Here is an 18,349-nt window from a genome sequence, read left to right as displayed (position 1 = left end):
AGGAAAGGGACTACCGCTAAATAGCAAAAACTACTGACTTAAATAGGGTGAGGCTTTTCATAGAGTAAGGCTTGAAACAAAAAAAACTCCCGATTTTCATCGAGAGCTTTTAAATTTATGAGTTAAAAAGAGCTAGCCTTTTTTAGCTTTGCTTTCTTCGCCTTCTAATTGCGATTTCAATTGAGCCAATACGTCTAAATCTCCTAAAGTAGATTTCTCCACAGAATCTTTAACTTTCTTAACTGCAGTTACAGCAGCTTTAGCTTCTTTTTTCTTAGCATTTCTTTCTTCTGCTACAGCTTCAGCTTTAACTTCTTCCCAAATACGAGCGTGAGAAACAACGATGCGTTTAGCTTCTTTGTTAAACTCGATGATTTTGAAATCGTTAGTTTCTTCTGCTTTAACCGAAGTACCGTCTTCTTTAACCATGTGTTTAGTTGGTACGAAACCTTCTACACCATATGGTAAAGCAATAACAGCACCTTTATCAGTTACTTTAACAACTGTTCCTTGGTGAACCGAATCTAAAGTGAAGATAGTTTCGAAAGTATCCCAAGGGTTTTCTTCTAATTGTTTGTGACCTAAGCTTAATTTACGGTTATCAACATCAAGTTCTAAAACAACAACGTCTAATACATCACCAACTTTAGTGAATTCGTTAGGGTGGTTTACTTTTTTAGACCAAGATAAATCAGAGATGTGGATTAAGCCATCAATACCTTCTTCGATTTCCACAAAAACACCGAAGTTAGTCATGTTTTTAACAGTTGCTTTGTGCTTGCTTCCAACTGGGAATTTAGCAGCAACTTCTTGCCATGGATCGTTAGATAATTGTTTAATACCTAGGCTCATTTTGCGCTCGTCTCTGTCTAAAGTTAAAACTTCAGCTTCGATCTCATCACCAACTTTTAAGAATTCTTGTGGGTTTCTTAAGTTTTGTGACCAGCTCATTTCGGAAACGTGGATTAAACCTTCAACACCTGGGATGATTTCTAAGAAAGCACCGTAATCTGCAACAGTTACGATTTTCCCTTTTACTTTAGAACCAACTTGAATGTCAGCACTTAAGTTTTCCCAAGGGTGTGGAGTTAATTGTTTTAAGCCTAAAGCGATACGTTTTTTCTCATCATCAAAGTCTAAAACAACCACGTTGATTTTTTCATCTAATGATAATACTTCTTTTGGATGCTCTATGCGGCCCCAAGAAATATCAGTAATGTGAAGTAAACCATCAACACCACCTAAATCGATGAACACACCGAAATCAGTAATATTTTTAACAGTACCTTCTAATACCTGTCCTTTTTCTAATTTAGAAACGATTTCTACTTTTTGCGATTCTAAATCATCTTCAATTAACACTTTATGAGAAACTACTACGTTTTTAAACTCATGGTTAATTTTAACAACTTTGAATTCCATTGTTTTACCAACGTAAACATCGTAATCGCGGATAGGTTTAATATCAATTTGAGAACCTGGTAAGAAAGCTTCAACGCCCATGATATCAACAATTAAACCACCTTTAGTACGGCTCTTAACGAAACCGTTGATGATTCTATCATTTTCAAGAGCCTCGTTAATAGCTTCCCAAGATCTTTGAGTTTTTGCTCTTTTGCGAGAAAGGATCAATTGACCGTTAGCATCTTCTGGTGCTTCAACGAAAACGTCAACTGAATCGCCGATTTTAAGATCTGGTGTATCACGGAATTCTGAAGTAGAAACTAAACCGTCTGATTTAAAACCAACGTTTAATACTACGTCCTTGTTGTTAATTGAAACAACGATACCGCTGATGATTTCACCTTTAGTGATCTGATTGAATGTTCCAGCATACATATCTTCAAACTTTTTACGGTCTGCATCATTGTAATTACCGAAAACTTTTTCATCTGCATCCCAATCGAAATCTTCGGTTGGTGTTGCTAATGATGATTTGATCGATTCGATCGAAACTGAATCAGCTTCTGATTCAATAGTTTCTTTTTCAGTCAGGCGTCCGCCTTCTCCCTGAAGTTCAGCTGTTTTAGCTGCTAATTCTTTTTCTGCTACTTGTTTTTTAGCCATTAATTAATTGTCTCCTTTTTTCCCTATTTAGGGAGAGCAAAGGTAAAAATATTTTAATTAATAGAAAAGATTTTTTTAATAAATGTTGCTGATTTTTAGGTTATTATAATTCTACCAATCGTCATGCTAAATTTATTTCAGCATCTAGATCGTAAAATTCGAATAATATTGACATGATTTATATAATGATTTGAAAATGAGCATTCAGCATTTCTCCCTCACTAAGGTCCCGTTATTCGCTGTAGCCCCGAAGAAAAATGTGGGGCTGCCGCTGCTACCGGGTTTAGAAACAAAAGATTGTGAAAGAAACTCATAAGTAAATTACTTCTTCGTAAAGGTTCCTCTGGTAAATCCTTCTCCAATCAATGTGTTCTCATCTCTGATTAACAGGAGAATCATGTTTTGTTGGTCATATAACTTTATCATATCACCTTCGATAACATATTTGGTAGTGAAGGTAGAATCTGTATAAGTATCTTTAACAATAACGGAGTCTTTTGTACCGAAATCGAATGTTTTATATTGGGTTTCGCTATCACTTATAAATGTGCCTGAAACTTTTTTAGGTTGGATAAAAGTAACGAAGCAAAAATAAATCACTACCAAAACTACAATGGCTGAAATACCAATCAGAATTTTATTTTGGTTGGAATATTTGAAAATGAAATACAAAATAGTGCCCATTACCAAAGCAACAAGCACGAAAAAGATAATATTAGAATAATCCTTATCAATGGAAGGGATTTCGATGGAAGTAGTGTTCTTTTTAATTGGAGCCTTAACTGGCGAAACCCTCACTAAAAATTCTTTACTTACCCAGCCTTCGCCATTGGTAACCTTAATTTTGAAATAACTGGCATCAGCTGAATCAATAACAGCAACATTTTCATTTTCGGGTAGATAACCAATTACTTTACTTTTTGGATCCGCTTTTTGTCTAACTCTTAAGTTATCAGTAGTTACGCGATAAATAACATCGGCTGTGCTATCAGCTGAACTATTTTGCACCGTTGTGGTTTGTGGAGTTGTTGCCGGAGACGTTGAAGCCGGAGTAGTGGAAGGAACTTTTTCGATGAAATCTTTACTTACCCAACCTTCACCACTTTTGATTTTTATTTTATAAAATTTTGCATCGCTTGCATCTAAAATAGTAACACTTTCGTTTTGCAGTAGGTTAGCTACCACTTTGCTTTTAGGATCACTGCTCGCCCTCACTCGCAATTTGTCTGCTTTCACCCGATAAGTTTCTTGGGCCTGAACAAAGTTGGAAGTCAAAAAAAGAGCAGTTATCAAAAAGAAAATTCTAATCATGTTTCTGGGATTTTAGCAATAGCAATTAATAAAAATATGGAAACTCGAATGAGCAAACATCGTGCTAACCAAGGCAAAATTAAAAAATACTTTCATAAGCCTTACATTATCTTGCCATAATACGTTTACCAACTGCCCCCCGAACCACCGCCGCTACTGCTGCCACCGCCCCAACTGCTTGATGAAGATGACGAGCTGCTGCTGTCTGATGACGAGCTGGAAGAAGATTTGGATTCTACCAACATTGGCAATACAATCCATTTTAGAAATTCGACATTTTTACAGCAACTACATTCATTAATCAGCTTAGCCTGCCCATCATGACTGTATGTTGCAGCTGTTACCGTAACTTTTTTATTTAGTTTATACGTTCTGAAACTACATTTCGGACATTCTGTAGAAGCATTGTATTCTTCAGCAGGCCACTGTTTAATCACGTGTTCTTTATGATCAGCACTTTGCCAGATATCGTAATCATAAGATTTTGCTATTTCTTCCGCCCGCTGTCCGCTAGTTAAAAAAGGTTTGCCCTCAATGTTAATGTCTCTATCTAAACGAGTCATTTCTCGTTTTTGGCTATCAAGAACAGGCTTAAATCTATCGATGTTTTTTGTACGTTTAAAAAGATAATTTATCAATGCAAATAATATCAGCGGAGAAAAAATAACCATCCAAAAATTCTTTTTATTGAAATCGGTTACCGCGTTAAAGAAATTCTTATCATCATAATATGTTTTTCTCAATGTAGAGATATGATATAGATACCTGAAAAATAGGCCTATCGCTAAAACACCGTATAAAATAAAAGGTATATGGGATAATTTGATCTTCGAAAATAAACCAAACCCATCAAAAAATACGAGTGCAAAAATACTGATGAAAACAAACATGAAAAGTACGGCACAGCCATTGGTAATTGATTTTTCTAGATCAGAGTTGCCTTTAGCTTGTATGGTACCTGCTTTTTTAGTTTGTCTGTTTACCAATTTAAACACTCCGAAGAAGGCTACTATTATAACAACAATAGGTATCCAAAATTTTTCCAGGTTGTTGTTATCTTCTTGTTGAGTAAAGAATTGATTAAGCTCCGATTTGTTGTCTGGGTTTAGGATGATCACACCAATTGCATTGATGGTATTGATTATCCCTGTTCCGAAATCATTTTCTCTAAAAGCAGGAATTAGGTTTTGTTCTGCAATGTGTTTCAGTTTTACATCGGGTAGAACCCCTTCGGTTCCTGTGCCAGTAATAAAACGATACTTCCTCCGATCTTTGGCAATAAATAAAAGCAAGCCATTGTTACTGCTTTTTTGCCCGATTCCCCAAGTGTTAAAAAGCTCATAAGCAAAATCAAAGTCTTCCTGATCAGTATCGAAATTATTAACAATTACAACCGCAACTTGAACATTGGTTTCTTTTTCGAACTGCGAAATTGAGCTGTTAACATTGGCAACATCATCAGCGGTAAGAATTCCATCCGGATTACTTACCCAACCGCCACCATTATTTTTAGGGTCTGGAATTTCATTAACCTTGTACGCTTTCTGTGCAAATGTTAATGTTGTGCAAAAGAAAAATAGTAGAAAAGTAAGCTTCTTAATTGAATGAGTTTTGACCATCAGATTATTTATTAACGGTTAGCAATAGCATTTCAATCATTCATAACAATAGGGGATAAATATTGTCATTCCTTAAGAATTTTATCAATTACTTGATCAAGTTTTGCTTGATTTTTAGCGTATGGAGCTAAATCGAAAAGTTTCACTGTTTTAAATTCAATCGGATGGCTTTCGCTTTGAAGGGAAATGTAACCAGATTTTAATGGTGTGCCATCTATCTTAACTTTAGGATCGAAGTTAGTTACACTTCCGCCACCCACTTGTGGTTTTGTATATTCCAATACAACTTCTCCAGCTATAATATGTTTAACTACTGAATCGCCAAGCACTAAAAAATCTGCGGTTACCCATTGATCGCCAGCATAAGTTTTTGATTTCGAATCCATGCAATGGCCTGTAAACAATTTGCCATCGTAATTTATTAGCGTTCCGGGTGTGCACACATTGCTGGTGTGGCGTGTATGTTCTCCGTCACCACCTAAAATCTGTGCTTCTATAGAAATAGGAAAATCCTGATCTTTTAACATTGTAGCTGGATCCTGACAATGTAGCATGGCGCCGCTGTTTCTGGTTGCCCAGCCCTCACCACCTGTGGCTTGATCGCCAACAAAACGGTAAGTAACCCTTAACAAGTAGTAGGAAAATGGTTTTTTGTAAAAAATGTGGCCGTACTGTTTGTCAAATTCTTTGTAGCCTTCATAACCAACAGTCATTAAGCCATTTTTTACCCTAAATGTATTTGCGTAATTATCCTTATAATCGTGTTTGGCAATTTTAACGTTCCAATCTTTTAAATCTTTGCCATTGAAAAGGTTAATCCAGCCCTTTTGTGCAGAAGCATTAAAAGAGATGATAGCAAACAGGAAAAATAGTACAGAAGAATATTGTTTTAATTTCATAGTAGCTTAATGGTTAGCAGCTAAAAATATGAAATTTAAACCAACTGAATAAATTTAATATCAATTAGGAAGCAATGGCTCCACTTTTTCGAGGGCAAAAGCCAATTGTTCTTCTTGTGTTAAATTGGTATTGTCTAAAATTATAGCGTCATCGGCCCTAACTAGGGGGCTTTCTTTGCGTGTGGTATCCGCATAATCGCGATGAGCGAGGTTTTCAAACACTTCTTCAAGAGTGGTTCGGTTATTGCCCTTGCTTTCCAATTCTTTAAACCTGCGCTCTGCTCTAATTTTCGGATCAGCTGTCATAAAGAACTTTAAGGGTGCGTTTGGAAAAACAGTGGTACCGATGTCACGCCCGTCCATTACAATATTTTTCGATTTGCCCATGCGTTGTTGTTGCTTAACCATTTCATGGCGAACAATTTTATGAGCAGAAACTTCGCTTACATTTTCAGAAACAGGCATCAAACGAATCTCATCGGAAACTTCTTCTCCGTTTAAAGTGATGTGTGACTCATAATCACGAGAATGGAAATTTAATTCGATGTGTTGTAGCGCATCAGTAACGGCTTCATCATTAGAAATATCAATCTCATTCCTTAAGAAATACAGCGTTACCGCCCGATACATCGCACCACTATCTACATAAATAAAACCTAATTTTTTAGCCAATGCTTTTGCTAAAGTGCTTTTTCCGCAAGACGAGTAGCCATCAATAGCTATAACCAAGTTCTTTTTCATTGTGTTGCAAAGGTAAAAAAAGCGGTGAATTTAGTTGCTTTTTTTAGATTACTATTCTTTATACTTTTGCATGATGTTACCCACACGAGAAGAAATTTTAAAGTCAGTTACCTTCAAAACCTCCAGAAGTGGGGGCAAGGGTGGGCAAAACGTTAACAAAGTTTCCAGTAAAGTCGAATTAATCTTTGATTTGGAAAATGCCACTTTTTTTAATGAAGAGGAAAAGGTGCTTTTGAAATCGCGACTTGAAAACCGAATGGACAATGATGGCTTATTGCATATTGTTTCGCAAGAAGACCGAAGTCAGCTGCTCAACAAGGAGAAAACCATTGCTAAATTGATCGATCTGCTTAAACGATCTCTTCAAATTCAGAAAAAACGAAAGCCTACGAAAATTCCACAGGCAGTTATCCAAAAGCGATTAAAAAATAAATCGGTAAATGGTGATAAAAAACAATCAAGAAAAAAGCCAAATTTTGAGTAATTATGTCTTCCCAAATCTATAATATAAACTTAAGCCGCCATAATTTTGTGCTTTAGCTATACTTTTAACTTCTTTGGTTTTAAAGATGATGTTAAAATCAATGGTGAATCTTTTTGAACTATAATTTACGCCAAATTGTTGTTCAAAAACTATTGGTTTTACTCCAAATGTTAAAGGACTATCGTCATTAAATAAACTTCCTTGTATGGTTGCATCGTAAGCAACTACATTTAACTGTGGCTTTAAGTAGAAGAAAAATTCTGATTTATTTAAAGCTGCAGTTTTTGAATTTCCAATTACTGCATTGTGGTAAGCACTGTTATATAGCTGGTTTAATCTGCCTGCTCTAAATAAAACTGAAGCACCCAGGCCAGAAAAAGTTGTTCCCAGATTGGCATAGCCAGCTCCACTTAGATCTACCACATTGTCATTAGATCGAATTAAAAGTTTACTGTAGCTGGCAGCTAAATTAATAGCTAATTCATTTTTAATTTGATATTCCCATCCAGCCGGAGTATAAAAGCCTACTGTTTTATGCAAGAATTCTTGTGCGTCTTGAGCTAGAGAGTTTGGTCCAACTGTACCTAGTTCAATGCTGGTTTTCAATACACTTTCATTTTTATAAAAGATTGAATAAGCGCCTCCAGCGTACAAATAGCCAGCAAAAGGTCTATCTTGATCTTCCTTTTTAGCTACCTGACCCCAGTAAGGGGTATACATTTTTTGTCCGGCTGAAATTTCATAGGTTTTCTTCTCCACTTTTTCAGAAAACTTAGCAGGATCTATCGCTCTGCGAAAATAGATGAACAGGCCGTTGGTATAGTAACGATCATTTAAAGTGGCTAAATAAGCATCGTTTTCAGTTTTAAAACCAAACTCATTTTTAAATGATTGTGCAAAACAGCCTAAAGAAATTAAACCAAGAAGTAGGGTGGTGAAAAGTGATTTCATAAAAAAGCCCCGATACTTTATCGGGGCTATAAATGTATTTATAGTTATTGGATTATTGATCAATCAGCTAAAAGATTACAATTTAGTTGACTATTGGAGCTACTTTAATGCTCAAATCCAATGGCTTTTTAACTTTGTTTTTTGTTAACGCCAATTCAATCACCTCACTCATTTCTGTTACGTAATGAAATTTAAGGTCTTTAATATAGCTTTCCTTAATTTCTAAAATATCTTTACGGTTGCTTTTACAAAGAATAATTTCTTTAATATTCGCCCTTTTCGCCGCAAGGATTTTCTCTTTAATTCCGCCAACCGGAAGTACTTTACCACGTAGGGTAATCTCTCCGGTCATGGCTAAATGTTGCTTAACCTTTCGTTGTGTAAATGCCGATGTTAAAGCAGTGAGCATGGTAATACCAGCTGATGGGCCATCTTTTGGAGTAGCACCAGCAGGTACGTGAACGTGAACATCCCAATTGTCAAATAAAGTGTAATCGATGCCAAATTCTGCAGCATGAGCACGTAAATAGGCTAGTGCAATCACGGCTGATTCTTTCATCACATCGCCTAAATTACCGGTTAAAGTTAATTTGCCTTTACCTGGACTTAAGCTCGATTCGATAAATAAAATATCGCCACCCACACTTGTCCAGGCCAAGCCCGTAACCACACCAGCAACTTCATTGCCTTCGTATAAATCTTTATCGTAAATAGGTGCGCCTAAAATACGTTCAACGTCTTCATTGGTTAGCGTAACATTATACTCTTCTTCCATTGCAAGCTTGGTAGCTACACCACGAACCAGAGAACCAATTTTTTTCTCCAAACCACGTACGCCAGATTCACGAGTATAATCTTCAATCACTTTTTCAATCAAGGCCGGTTTTAGATTAATATCCTTGTTTTGCAAACCGTGATTTTCCTTTTGCTTGGGCAATAAATATTTTTTAGCGATTTCGATTTTTTCTTCAATCGTGTAGCCATTCACCTCGATAATCTCCATACGATCTAGCAAAGCTGGCTGTATAGTACTTAGTGAGTTTGCGGTTGCAATGAATAGAATATTTGATAAATCGTAATCCACCTCAACGTAGTGGTCATAAAAAGCGTTGTTCTGTTCCGGATCCAATACTTCTAGCAAAGCTGATGACGGATCGCCACGATGGTCAGTTCCAACCTTATCAATCTCATCCAAAACAAACACAGGATTATCTGCGCCCGCTTTTTTTATTGATGAAATAATACGCCCTGGCATGGCACCGATGTAAGTTTTGCGGTGACCGCGAATTTCAGCTTCATCGCGAATACCGCCCAGAGCCATACGAACATATTTACGCCCCAATGCCTTGGCAATTGATTTTCCCAAAGATGTTTTACCAACTCCTGGAGGGCCAACTAAACAAAGGATCGGCGCTTTCATATCGCGTTTTAGCTTCAAAACCGCTAAATATTCAACGATACGTTGCTTCACTTTTTCCAGACCAAAATGATCTTTATCTAGAATCCGTTGGGCACGTTTTAAATCGAAATTGTCTTTGGTAAATTCACTCCAAGGTAAATCTAAAAGCAATTCCAGGTAATTGAGCTGAACAGAATAATCTGGCGCTGCCGGATTCATTCTTCCCAGTTTATCTAATTCTTTATCAAAATGATCAGCAACAGGTTGTCCCCATTTTTTCTTTTTGGCTTTTTCCTGAAGGGCATCAAATTCTAAATCGGCAGAGTTTCCACCTAATTCTTCCTGAATTGTTTTTAGCTGTTGATTTAAGAAATAATCGCGTTGTTGCTTATCAAGATCAGTACGGACTTTGGATTGGATTTGATTTCTCAATTCCAACATCTGTAGTTCTACCATCAAAAGCTCCATTACTTTCTGTGCCCGTTCCTGCAATTTGTCCATTTCAAGGATTTTTTGCTTATCGGCCATTTCGGCATTCATATTTGAAGAAATGAAATTGATCAAAAATGAATTGCTTTCGATGTTTTTAAGTGCAATACTGGCTTCACTCGGTATATTCGGCGACAGCTGGATAATTTGAGCTGACATTTCGCGAATAGATGCAATTAAGGTTTTAAACTCCTTATCGGCTTTGTGTTTTTGCTCTTCGAATTTTTTAACTACAGCCTTAATATAAGGTTCGTTTTGCACCTCTTCAATTAGGCTAAAACGCTGCTTACCCTGGATAATTACGGTGGTATTGCCATCAGGCATTTGCAGTAACTTTATGATATTTGCTACTGTACCAACGGTGTTAAGTTGCTCAAAAGTAGGGTCTTCTATCGAAACATCTTTTTGAGAAACTACTCCAATAATCTTGTTTCCTTTGTAAGCTTCTTTAATTAATTTTATTGATTTGTCTCTTCCAACGGTAATTGGAATTACTACTCCAGGGAATAAGACAGTATTTCTCAATGGCAAAATCGCCAGGGTTTCAGGTGTTTCCTCGTTGTTCATTTCCTCCTCGTCTTGTTGAGACATTAAGGGAAAAAACTCTGTATCCTCATTTATTATCGGCATGGCATTATGGAAATCAAATATATCTTCTTTACTCATTATCACTTTTCCTCTAACGACAAACTGGCAGGTCAATCGTCTTCACTTTGTTTATTTATGTTATTCAACTAATATTTCCAACTCTTGTGCCAAAGTAGAAATACCATTAATCTTATGTTAAAAAGGCAGAGTAAGATATTGTTTCGGCCAATATCATATAATGAAGTTTTTAACGTTTAAGCTATTGTTTAATATAGAACTTTTTTATTTCCAGAAATTAAAAAACTTTTAAATTATCAGAATAGGATTATATTGCAACAAATTTCGTCTTTTTTGGCGGTAGAATTACAAAAACATATTATTCGTTACATGAACTATTTTAGACACGCAATTTTAGGATTAATCATATTATCATCTACCAGCAGTTTTGCACAAAACAATTACGAGCGGAGCATGCAGGCAATGATTAAGGGAGATTATAAAACTGCCGTTACGCAACTGGAAAAAGCTGATGCTAAAACGCCAGAGAATGCTAAAATTTTGCAGATGTTAGGCTATTCTTATTTTCAAAATGCCCAATATGAAAAATGTATTGAAACATACAGTCGTTTAATTACAGTAAAACCATCAGAAGTTTCTGCATATTACTATCGTGGAAAAGCAAGGTTAAATATAGCGAACGACCCAAAGGAATCATTAAACACCATGCGTGAAAATTTTTATACCGCTGCGATTAAAGATTTTACCAAGGCCATTGAAATTAATGGCGATGAGGATACACAAATGTTTCAAAATCGTGCTTTAGCTTATAAAGACTATGCAATTTTTAGATCGTATAAGGCAAAACGGAAAGATGAGAAAACCGCATGTGTTGCGCTGTTTAACAATTCAATTGCAGATTTTCAAAAAGTGCTAACTATGCAGCCACTCCGGAAGGATATTATTGATTGGGTTGCCTATGATAAAGCGCAAATTGCTTCATTAAAATAAAGACAAAAAAACAGGCTTTGAAATTTCAAAGCCTGTTTTTTTTATTTCAATTTCCCAATAATTTGATAACTCTTAGTGTTCAACAGCTTTATTTTTTGCTGTTTTTTGATTGCGTACAAGCTATCAGGATAATAGCGTAAAGTATCGTTAGATTGAAAAAGGATGTTTTTATTGGCGATGATAACCTCTATTAGACCTGCTCTCTCACCGTTCCATTTAATAGAAACCCTCTTGATCGGTATTTTCTTACTATCTGAAGTATAATAATCTACACGATTTTGCTCCCAAATATCAAAACTTCCACTCCAAGAAGCTTTGTTAATATCAGCATTAATAAACACAGCAAATTCTTTCTTCCAGTCTGCTATCTTAACTTTTTTACTTTCTTGCTTGCCGTTAACCGATACTGTTTTGTCTACTACCGGATTAAGTTTCTGCAAACGAACAGCCTCTTTTTCAAAATATCCTTTCAAATCAAAGTACAGCAACTTTGTATTTGCTGTAGATTTTTTATCTTCATTACAAGAAACAAAGGCAACAGCAAGGAGTAAGATATAAATTCTTCTATTCATTACACTAACACATTTCCTGTCATTTCTTCAGGAATTGGAACACCTAAAATTTTCAAAACAGTAGGAGCAATATCGCCTAATTTACCATCAGCAATGGTTTTATAGTCGCTGTCAATTAAAATACAAGGAACAAGATTGGTGGTGTGGGCAGTATTAACAGAACCGTCGCCGTTGACCATATATTCTGAATTTCCATGATCTGCTAACAAAATAAAAGAGTAACCATTTTCCATTCCTTTGCGCACTACTATTTCTGCGCACTTGTCGGCAGTTTCAACAGCTTTAACTACGGCATCGAAAACACCGGTATGGCCTACCATATCAGGGTTGGCAAAGTTTAAGCAAATAAAGTCTGGCCAACCTGTTTCCATTTCTGCAGTAATGGCTTCGGTAATTCCTGCAGCACTCATTTCCGGTTGTAAATCGTAAGTAGCTACTTTTGGAGAAGGGATCAAAATACGTTTCTCATTAGCGAATTCAGCTTCTCTTCCTCCAGAGAAAAAGAAAGTTACGTGAGGATATTTTTCAGTTTCTGCAATGCGAATTTGATTTTTATTATTTTCGGCTAAGACCTCACCGATCGTTTTAGTCAAATCGTCTTTTGTAAAAATTACGTTTACTTTTTCAAAGCTTTCATCATAGGTGGTCATCGTAACATAATACAGTGGCAATTTATGCATGTGTTGCTCCGGAAAATCTTTTTGCGTTAGCGCCGTTGTAATTTCTCTTCCTCTATCTGTACGGAAATTGAAGCAGATTACCACATCATCATTCTTAATGGTTGCCACTGGCTCGCCATTATCCTGGCTGAGTACAACTGGTTGCAAAAACTCATCTGTTACGCCGTTCTGATAAGATTTTTTAATCGTAGCCAAAGCATCTTGTGTTCTTTCGCCAACACCATTGACCATTACATCATAAGCTTTTTTCACACGTTCCCAACGATTATCGCGGTCCATTGCGTAGTAGCGACCAACCATTGTAGCTAATTTAGCCGATGTGTTTTCGATGTGATTTTGAAGATCGCTAATAAAACCTAAACCAGAATTTGGGTCTGTATCTCTTCCGTCTAAGAAAGCATGAACGAAAGTTTTTTCGACATGCGCTTCATTTGCGGCATCACATAATGCTTTTAGGTGTTCGATATGGGCATGAACTCCGCCATTTGAAACCAGTCCAATGAAATGCACAGCTTTATTATTTTGCTTTGCATAATCAAAGGCAGCTAATAAAATCGGGTTAACATGTAATTCCCTATCTGCGATGGATTTATTAATTCTTCCTAGTTCTTGATAAACTACTCTACCTGCACCTAAATTCATATGGCCTACTTCCGAATTTCCCATTTGTCCGGCTGGCAAACCCACCGCTTCACCAGAAGCTTCAAGTTTTGAATTGGGATAATTTTTAATTAATGAATCGAAAAATGGAGTATTGGCAGCATAGGCAGCATCCGAATTATCTTTTCTTCCGTAACCCCAGCCATCTAAAATTATAAGCGCAAGTTTTTTTTTAGTTATCATATTAATTTTAAAATTTAATTGAACACTGATAAAACATTTTCATTTAAAACATGTTTTAGTGTTTTGATATCAGGGCAAATATAACTTTATTGAAGCTTATACAAATGATGTAATCCATTTTTTGATAAGCTAATGGCATAATTTTAGCTATACCGAGATTATAAAATACAGAAATGATCCGGAGCTTGTTTTTACTAATTATTAGTTTATCATCATTATTTAGTCCGAAAGCCTTTCAGGCTGATATTATTGATGATTTGTCTTCGTATTTTAAATCGAGTAACGCTAAAGAAATTGCAAAAAATTTCGCATCAACTATTGAACTTATCATTATTGATGATGAAGATGTATACTCAAAAGCACAGGGAGAACAAATATTACGAGATTTTTTCATCAAACATCCGCCAGTAAAAACAAGTATTTTCCACAAAATTAATACTAATCCTAACTACCGTTTCGGTGTGATTCTTTTAAGCACTTCAAAAGAGACTTTTAGAGTTTCAGTAACCATGAAGAAATTGAATAGTAATTTTTTAATTACCGAATTGCGAATCGAACCTGCAAAGGATTAACCAATTCTTAGTCTTCCTATGCCCCTTAGAGGAGGAAAGGGCAATCACAAAATTTTTTTCTTCAGACAAGAGTCAACAAAATTATAGCCAATGAAGAGCTAACGATGATTTTCGATGGCCAAATAATAGGTTAAGCGTCAGTTTTAAATCTGTCAGTAAATTGTCTGCTAACAAATAATTCTTATTTTTGCCCCTTAAAATCTATATTTTGGATATTCAACTTATACATCAGTTCATAAAAAATGCATTAATCGAAGATGTTGGCGATGGCGATCATACTTCATTATCAACTATTCCAGCCGGAACTTTAGGGAAGGCCAAATTGATTATCAAAGAAGATGGCATTTTAGCGGGTATGGAACTAGCGGTAGAAATTTTTAAGGAGGTAGATGCCGATTTAAAAGTTGATGTATTGATCAATGATGGCGCTAGTGTTAAATTCGGAGATATTGGTTTAACGGTATCAGGAAGTACACATTCCATTCTTATAGCAGAACGCCTGGTATTAAATTGCATGCAAAGAATGAGCGGAATAGCAACTAAAACCAATCGCATTGTTTCGCTTTTAAAAGGGACGAAAACCAAAATTTTAGATACTCGTAAAACTACCCCGGGTTTGCGCTATCTGGAAAAATGGGCGGTAAGGATTGGTGGAGGTGTAAATCATAGAATTGGTTTATACGACATGATTTTGATTAAAGATAACCATGTGGATTATGCTGGCGGTATTTCAAATGCAATTGGAGCCGCTCAAAAATATCTTAAAGACAACCAAAAATCGCTACAAATTGAGATTGAAGTGAGGAATATTGAGGAGTTAACTGCAGTATTAGCAATTGGTGGTGTTGATCGCATCATGTTGGATAATTTTAGCTTCGATCATTTAAGAGCTGCCGTAAAACTCATAGATGGCAGGTTTATCACCGAAGCATCGGGTGGAATTACGGAAGAGAACGTTGCTGAATATGCAGCCTGTGGTGTAGATTTTATATCAATGGGCGCACTTACACATTCTGTTAAAAGTTTAGACATTAGTTTAAAGGCATACTAAATGATTTGCTATAAAATGGAAGGCTTATTTTTTGTATCATTGTAGGCTATGGTTACGGTTTATTCTCTCAGTGCATTATTAGTTGCCTATCTTTTTGGATCAATACCAACTGCTGTATGGCTCGGTCAGGCGTTTTATGGCGTTGATGTAAGGGAATATGGAAGTGGAAATGCAGGTGCTACCAACACATTCAGGGTGTTGGGTAAGAAAGCTGGTATAGCCGTAATGATTATTGATATTGCTAAAGGCTACACCGCTACGAATTTAGCTTATCTAATTGGCATGTCTGTTACTGGCCCTCAAAATTCAGTTGTTTTTGTAAATTACCAATTGGCGCTTGGCGTAACCGCAGTGATGGGCCACTTATTCCCTGTTTTCGCCGGTTTTCGTGGGGGAAAAGGCGTTGCCACTCTTTTTGGAATGATTTTGGCAGTTAACTTTGAGGCATCTATGCTTTGTGTTCTGGTTTTTGTGGTTGTGCTATTATTAACGAAATATGTATCCTTAAGCTCCATTTGTGCAGGTTTTACATTTCCATTAAGCGTCGTTTTTTTGTTTCAGGTTTCTATAAAATCTGAAGTGTTATATGGAATGGTTGTATGTATTTTGATTTTAGTTACCCACCAAAAAAATCTCGAGAGATTGCTTAAAGGCAAAGAGTCAAAAGTGTATTTGTTTAAGAAAAAAACTGGTTAATTAACAAAAACACATTCACTCAAAACATATTTGTTGTCTTGCTGTTTACTAATTCGGCTTGCAAAACAAGTATTACTGATCATTTAAATTCTCATTATGAAAAAGTTATTTTTAACAGCAAGTGTTGCTGGTACTCTATTATTTAATTCGTGTTCTACAGTTCCGTTAACTGGCAGAAGCAGACTTAGCTTGGTAGACGATAGTTCATTGCAACAACAAGCTGCAATAGGATATCAACAATTATTAAGTGATCCTCAAACTAAAGTAGTTGCATCTAACAACAGCAACGCCGCTATGGTAAAGCGTGTGGGGCAAAAAATTGCTGCTGCCGTAACTCAATATATGAACCAGAACGGGTTTGGTGAACAGATTAAAAATTATAAATGGGAATATAACTTAATTGATAGTAAGGAAATAAATGCCTGGTGCATGCCAGGGGGAAAAATTGCCGTTTATACCGGTATTTTACCTGTAACGAAAGATGAAGCAGGTTTGGCTACCGTAATGGGCCATGAAGTTGCACATGCCATTGCTCAACATTCGGCAGAGCGGGCTTCGCAAATGCAGGCGGCACAAGTTGGAGGAGCATTAGTTGGAGCAGCATCTTCTAATTCGAAATATGCAGACTATATCAACCAGGCTTATGGTATTGGCGGGCAACTAACTATTCTAAAATATGGTAGAAACCAAGAATTAGAAGCCGATAAAATGGGTTTATCATTTATGGCAATGGCTGGTTATAACCCTAGTACTGCTATCGGTTTCTGGCAAAGAATGGCACAGGCTAGTGCAGGTTCGCAAAAACCACCAGCATTTTTAAGTACTCACCCTACAGATCAATCGCGTATTGCACAAATACAAAGAGATTTGCCAGAAGCGATGAAGTATTACAAAAAATAGAGTAGAAAGTATAAAGTATAAAGTAAAAAGTTAAAGGTGGAAAGATTTGCTCAGCAAAATTTCCACCTTTTTTGTTGGACGGAAAACAAGTTATTTGGCCTGCTGTTTTTAACTAATGACTAATGACTAATGACTAATGACTAATGACTAATGACTAATGACTAATCACTAATGACTACCTAGCACTTTCAAAATTGCACTCGCCTTAAGTAAACATTCTTCGTATTCTTTTTCTGGATCGCATTGGTAAGTTATTGCTCCGCCAACCTGAAATGATAAGTATTTATTAGCTGAATTGTATAGAATACTTCTAATCACTACATTGAAATCGAAATCTCCATTAGGGCTGATACAGCCAAATGAGCCTGAGTAAACTCCTCTCTTTGTTTCTTCAGATTGTTCGATCAACTGCATGGCTTTAATTTTTGGTGCACCAGTCATTGAACCCATTGGGAAAGTATTTCGGATGGCATCGATAAAATGAACCTCATGATCGAGCTGACAACTTATAGTCGAAATCATTTGATGTACCTGTGGGAAACTGTAGATGCCGAACAGCTCTTCCACTTTTACTGAACCTTTAACCGCTGATTTGGTCAAATCGTGACGAACCAAATCTACAATCATCACATTTTCTGACTGTTCCTTCACGTCGTGTCTGAGTCGGATTTTGATGTTCTCATCTTCACTTGGGTTTTCATTTCTCCTTGCCGTACCTTTAATAGGTTGCGAAATTAACTTCGGTCCCCGTTTGCAAAGAAAACGCTCTGGAGTAGCTGATAAGATATATTGATTGTAAACTTTGAAATATCCGGCAAATGGAGTAGGAGAAATCTTATTTAGTAGACTGAAAGTTTCCACAGGGTTAATTTCTGCATTCTCGGCAAAAAACTCCTGACAGAAATTGACTTCGTAGATGTCGCCACGAAGAATGTGGTCTTTGAGTTTTTCGACGCTTTCTATATATTGATTCCGGCTAATTCTTTGGTTAATGTTTACCTGATGTTCTATAACCTTTTCTGGTGGATTAAAATTATCGATTTCGTCTAACAATGAATCTGATCCAATTAAAACATCCGCTTTGCCATCTTTAAAGGCAATCAAATACTTCGGAATGAAAAAGTATAAATCTGGAAAATTTAAGTGATCGATGTTATTCGATTCAAGATTTTCAATTTCATTTTTAAGGTCGTAGCTGAAGAAACCAAACATCCATTGTTTGTCTTTTTCATAAAACATTTTCAATGCTTCAAAAGCATTTTCGCTAGAATGTTGCAGCTCTTCTTGAACACCAGCAGCGATAATAAAATCGTATGCCGAATAAGTATCTATATATTGGTTTGAATCTAAAAAGCAGCAAACTTCGAATTGGTTTGCCCAATGCAAAGCTTTTTGTTTAAAAGCAGATTTGGTTTGTGAGGTTTTCAAGCTGCGGCAAAGGTAACTAAACCCGACATAAGTGGAAAGCTCCCGAAGCAC

At 36.3% G+C, this 18,349-nt stretch carries 16 protein-coding genes; 6 read left to right on the top strand and 10 right to left on the bottom strand.

Annotated features, from left to right (window positions below; all coding sequences use genetic code 11):
• Positions 1-132: 132 nt before the first annotated feature.
• The 5 genes from rpsA to cmk all read right to left on the bottom strand — a co-directional run bounded on the left by rpsA (position 133) and on the right by cmk (position 6,637).
• A complete protein-coding gene (rpsA, locus tag AC3ITD_RS12335; protein ID WP_056851431.1) occupies positions 133-2,067 on the bottom strand; it encodes a 30S ribosomal protein S1 in 1,935 nt (644 codons plus the stop codon).
• A 321-nt stretch (positions 2,068-2,388) separates the two neighbouring features.
• On the bottom strand, positions 2,389-3,378 hold the full coding sequence (locus AC3ITD_RS12330) for an SH3 domain-containing protein (protein ID WP_265801657.1): 990 nt from the start codon (positions 3,376-3,378) through the stop codon (positions 2,389-2,391).
• 125 nt (positions 3,379-3,503) lie between these two features.
• Entirely contained in the window at positions 3,504-4,997 is a 1,494-nt protein-coding gene (locus tag AC3ITD_RS12325) for a TPM domain-containing protein (RefSeq protein WP_489360111.1), read from the bottom strand.
• Between the two features lie 65 nt (positions 4,998-5,062).
• Complete coding sequence (locus AC3ITD_RS12320) at positions 5,063-5,896, bottom strand: 3-keto-disaccharide hydrolase (RefSeq protein WP_489360109.1); 834 nt, start codon at positions 5,894-5,896, stop codon at positions 5,063-5,065.
• A gap of 60 nt (positions 5,897-5,956) precedes the next feature.
• Positions 5,957-6,637 (bottom strand): (d)CMP kinase, encoded by a 681-nt coding sequence (gene cmk, locus AC3ITD_RS12315; RefSeq protein ID WP_265801661.1) that lies wholly within the window; start codon positions 6,635-6,637, stop codon positions 5,957-5,959.
• A 70-nt stretch (positions 6,638-6,707) separates the two neighbouring features.
• Between cmk and arfB the strand changes: the two genes are divergently transcribed.
• On the top strand, positions 6,708-7,121 hold the full coding sequence (arfB, locus tag AC3ITD_RS12310; RefSeq protein ID WP_265801662.1) for an alternative ribosome rescue aminoacyl-tRNA hydrolase ArfB: 414 nt from the start codon (positions 6,708-6,710) through the stop codon (positions 7,119-7,121).
• Here arfB and AC3ITD_RS12305 read toward each other — a convergent pair whose 3' ends face one another.
• Together AC3ITD_RS12305 and lon are read right to left on the bottom strand one after the other, a co-directional pair.
• Entirely contained in the window at positions 7,122-8,072 is a 951-nt protein-coding gene (locus tag AC3ITD_RS12305) for a lipid A deacylase LpxR family protein (protein ID WP_265801663.1), read from the bottom strand. It abuts the gene before it with no gap.
• An 82-nt stretch (positions 8,073-8,154) separates the two neighbouring features.
• Positions 8,155-10,626, bottom strand: coding sequence for an endopeptidase La (gene lon / locus AC3ITD_RS12300; RefSeq protein ID WP_489360106.1), 2,472 nt, complete (start codon positions 10,624-10,626; stop codon positions 8,155-8,157).
• A 309-nt stretch (positions 10,627-10,935) separates the two neighbouring features.
• Here lon and AC3ITD_RS12295 point away from each other — a divergent pair, with 309 nt between their 5' ends.
• Positions 10,936-11,556, top strand: a complete 621-nt coding sequence (locus AC3ITD_RS12295) for a tetratricopeptide repeat protein (RefSeq protein ID WP_265801665.1) — start codon at positions 10,936-10,938, stop codon at positions 11,554-11,556.
• A gap of 41 nt (positions 11,557-11,597) precedes the next feature.
• On the opposite strand, the gene AC3ITD_RS12290 is transcribed toward AC3ITD_RS12295, so the two are convergent.
• Together AC3ITD_RS12290 and gpmI are read right to left on the bottom strand one after the other, a co-directional pair.
• A complete protein-coding gene (locus tag AC3ITD_RS12290) occupies positions 11,598-12,128 on the bottom strand; it encodes a hypothetical protein (protein WP_489360103.1) in 531 nt (176 codons plus the stop codon).
• Positions 12,128-13,651: a 2,3-bisphosphoglycerate-independent phosphoglycerate mutase gene (gene gpmI / locus AC3ITD_RS12285; protein WP_489360101.1), complete on the bottom strand. Its 1,524-nt coding sequence runs from the start codon at positions 13,649-13,651 to the stop codon at positions 12,128-12,130. The genes AC3ITD_RS12290 and gpmI overlap by 1 nt, the downstream gene beginning before the upstream one ends.
• Positions 13,652-13,836: 185 nt before the next feature.
• Here gpmI and AC3ITD_RS12280 point away from each other — a divergent pair, with 185 nt between their 5' ends.
• The 4 genes from AC3ITD_RS12280 to AC3ITD_RS12265 all read left to right on the top strand — a co-directional run bounded on the left by AC3ITD_RS12280 (position 13,837) and on the right by AC3ITD_RS12265 (position 16,870).
• Positions 13,837-14,223 carry a DUF4783 domain-containing protein gene (locus AC3ITD_RS12280; protein WP_265801670.1) on the top strand — a complete coding sequence of 129 codons (387 nt, stop codon included), beginning with the start codon at positions 13,837-13,839 and terminating at the stop codon, positions 14,221-14,223.
• Between the two features lie 208 nt (positions 14,224-14,431).
• Positions 14,432-15,274, top strand: coding sequence for a carboxylating nicotinate-nucleotide diphosphorylase (gene nadC / locus AC3ITD_RS12275; RefSeq protein ID WP_265801672.1), 843 nt, complete (start codon positions 14,432-14,434; stop codon positions 15,272-15,274).
• Positions 15,275-15,322: 48 nt separating this feature from the next.
• Complete coding sequence (gene plsY / locus AC3ITD_RS12270; RefSeq protein ID WP_265801673.1) at positions 15,323-15,970, top strand: glycerol-3-phosphate 1-O-acyltransferase PlsY; 648 nt, start codon at positions 15,323-15,325, stop codon at positions 15,968-15,970.
• A gap of 96 nt (positions 15,971-16,066) precedes the next feature.
• Positions 16,067-16,870, top strand: coding sequence for a M48 family metallopeptidase (locus AC3ITD_RS12265; RefSeq protein ID WP_265801675.1), 804 nt, complete (start codon positions 16,067-16,069; stop codon positions 16,868-16,870).
• Positions 16,871-17,038: 168 nt separating this feature from the next.
• Here AC3ITD_RS12265 and AC3ITD_RS12260 read toward each other — a convergent pair whose 3' ends face one another.
• Positions 17,039-18,298 (bottom strand): anthranilate synthase component I family protein, encoded by a 1,260-nt coding sequence (locus AC3ITD_RS12260; protein ID WP_489360097.1) that lies wholly within the window; start codon positions 18,296-18,298, stop codon positions 17,039-17,041.
• Between the last annotated feature and the right edge of the window lie 51 nt (positions 18,299-18,349).

The sequence above is a fragment of the Pedobacter sp. KH_004 genome, assembly GCF_057840755.1.
Note: the sequence above shows the minus strand (reverse complement) of the source record. Positions and strands in the feature narration are given on the sequence as shown.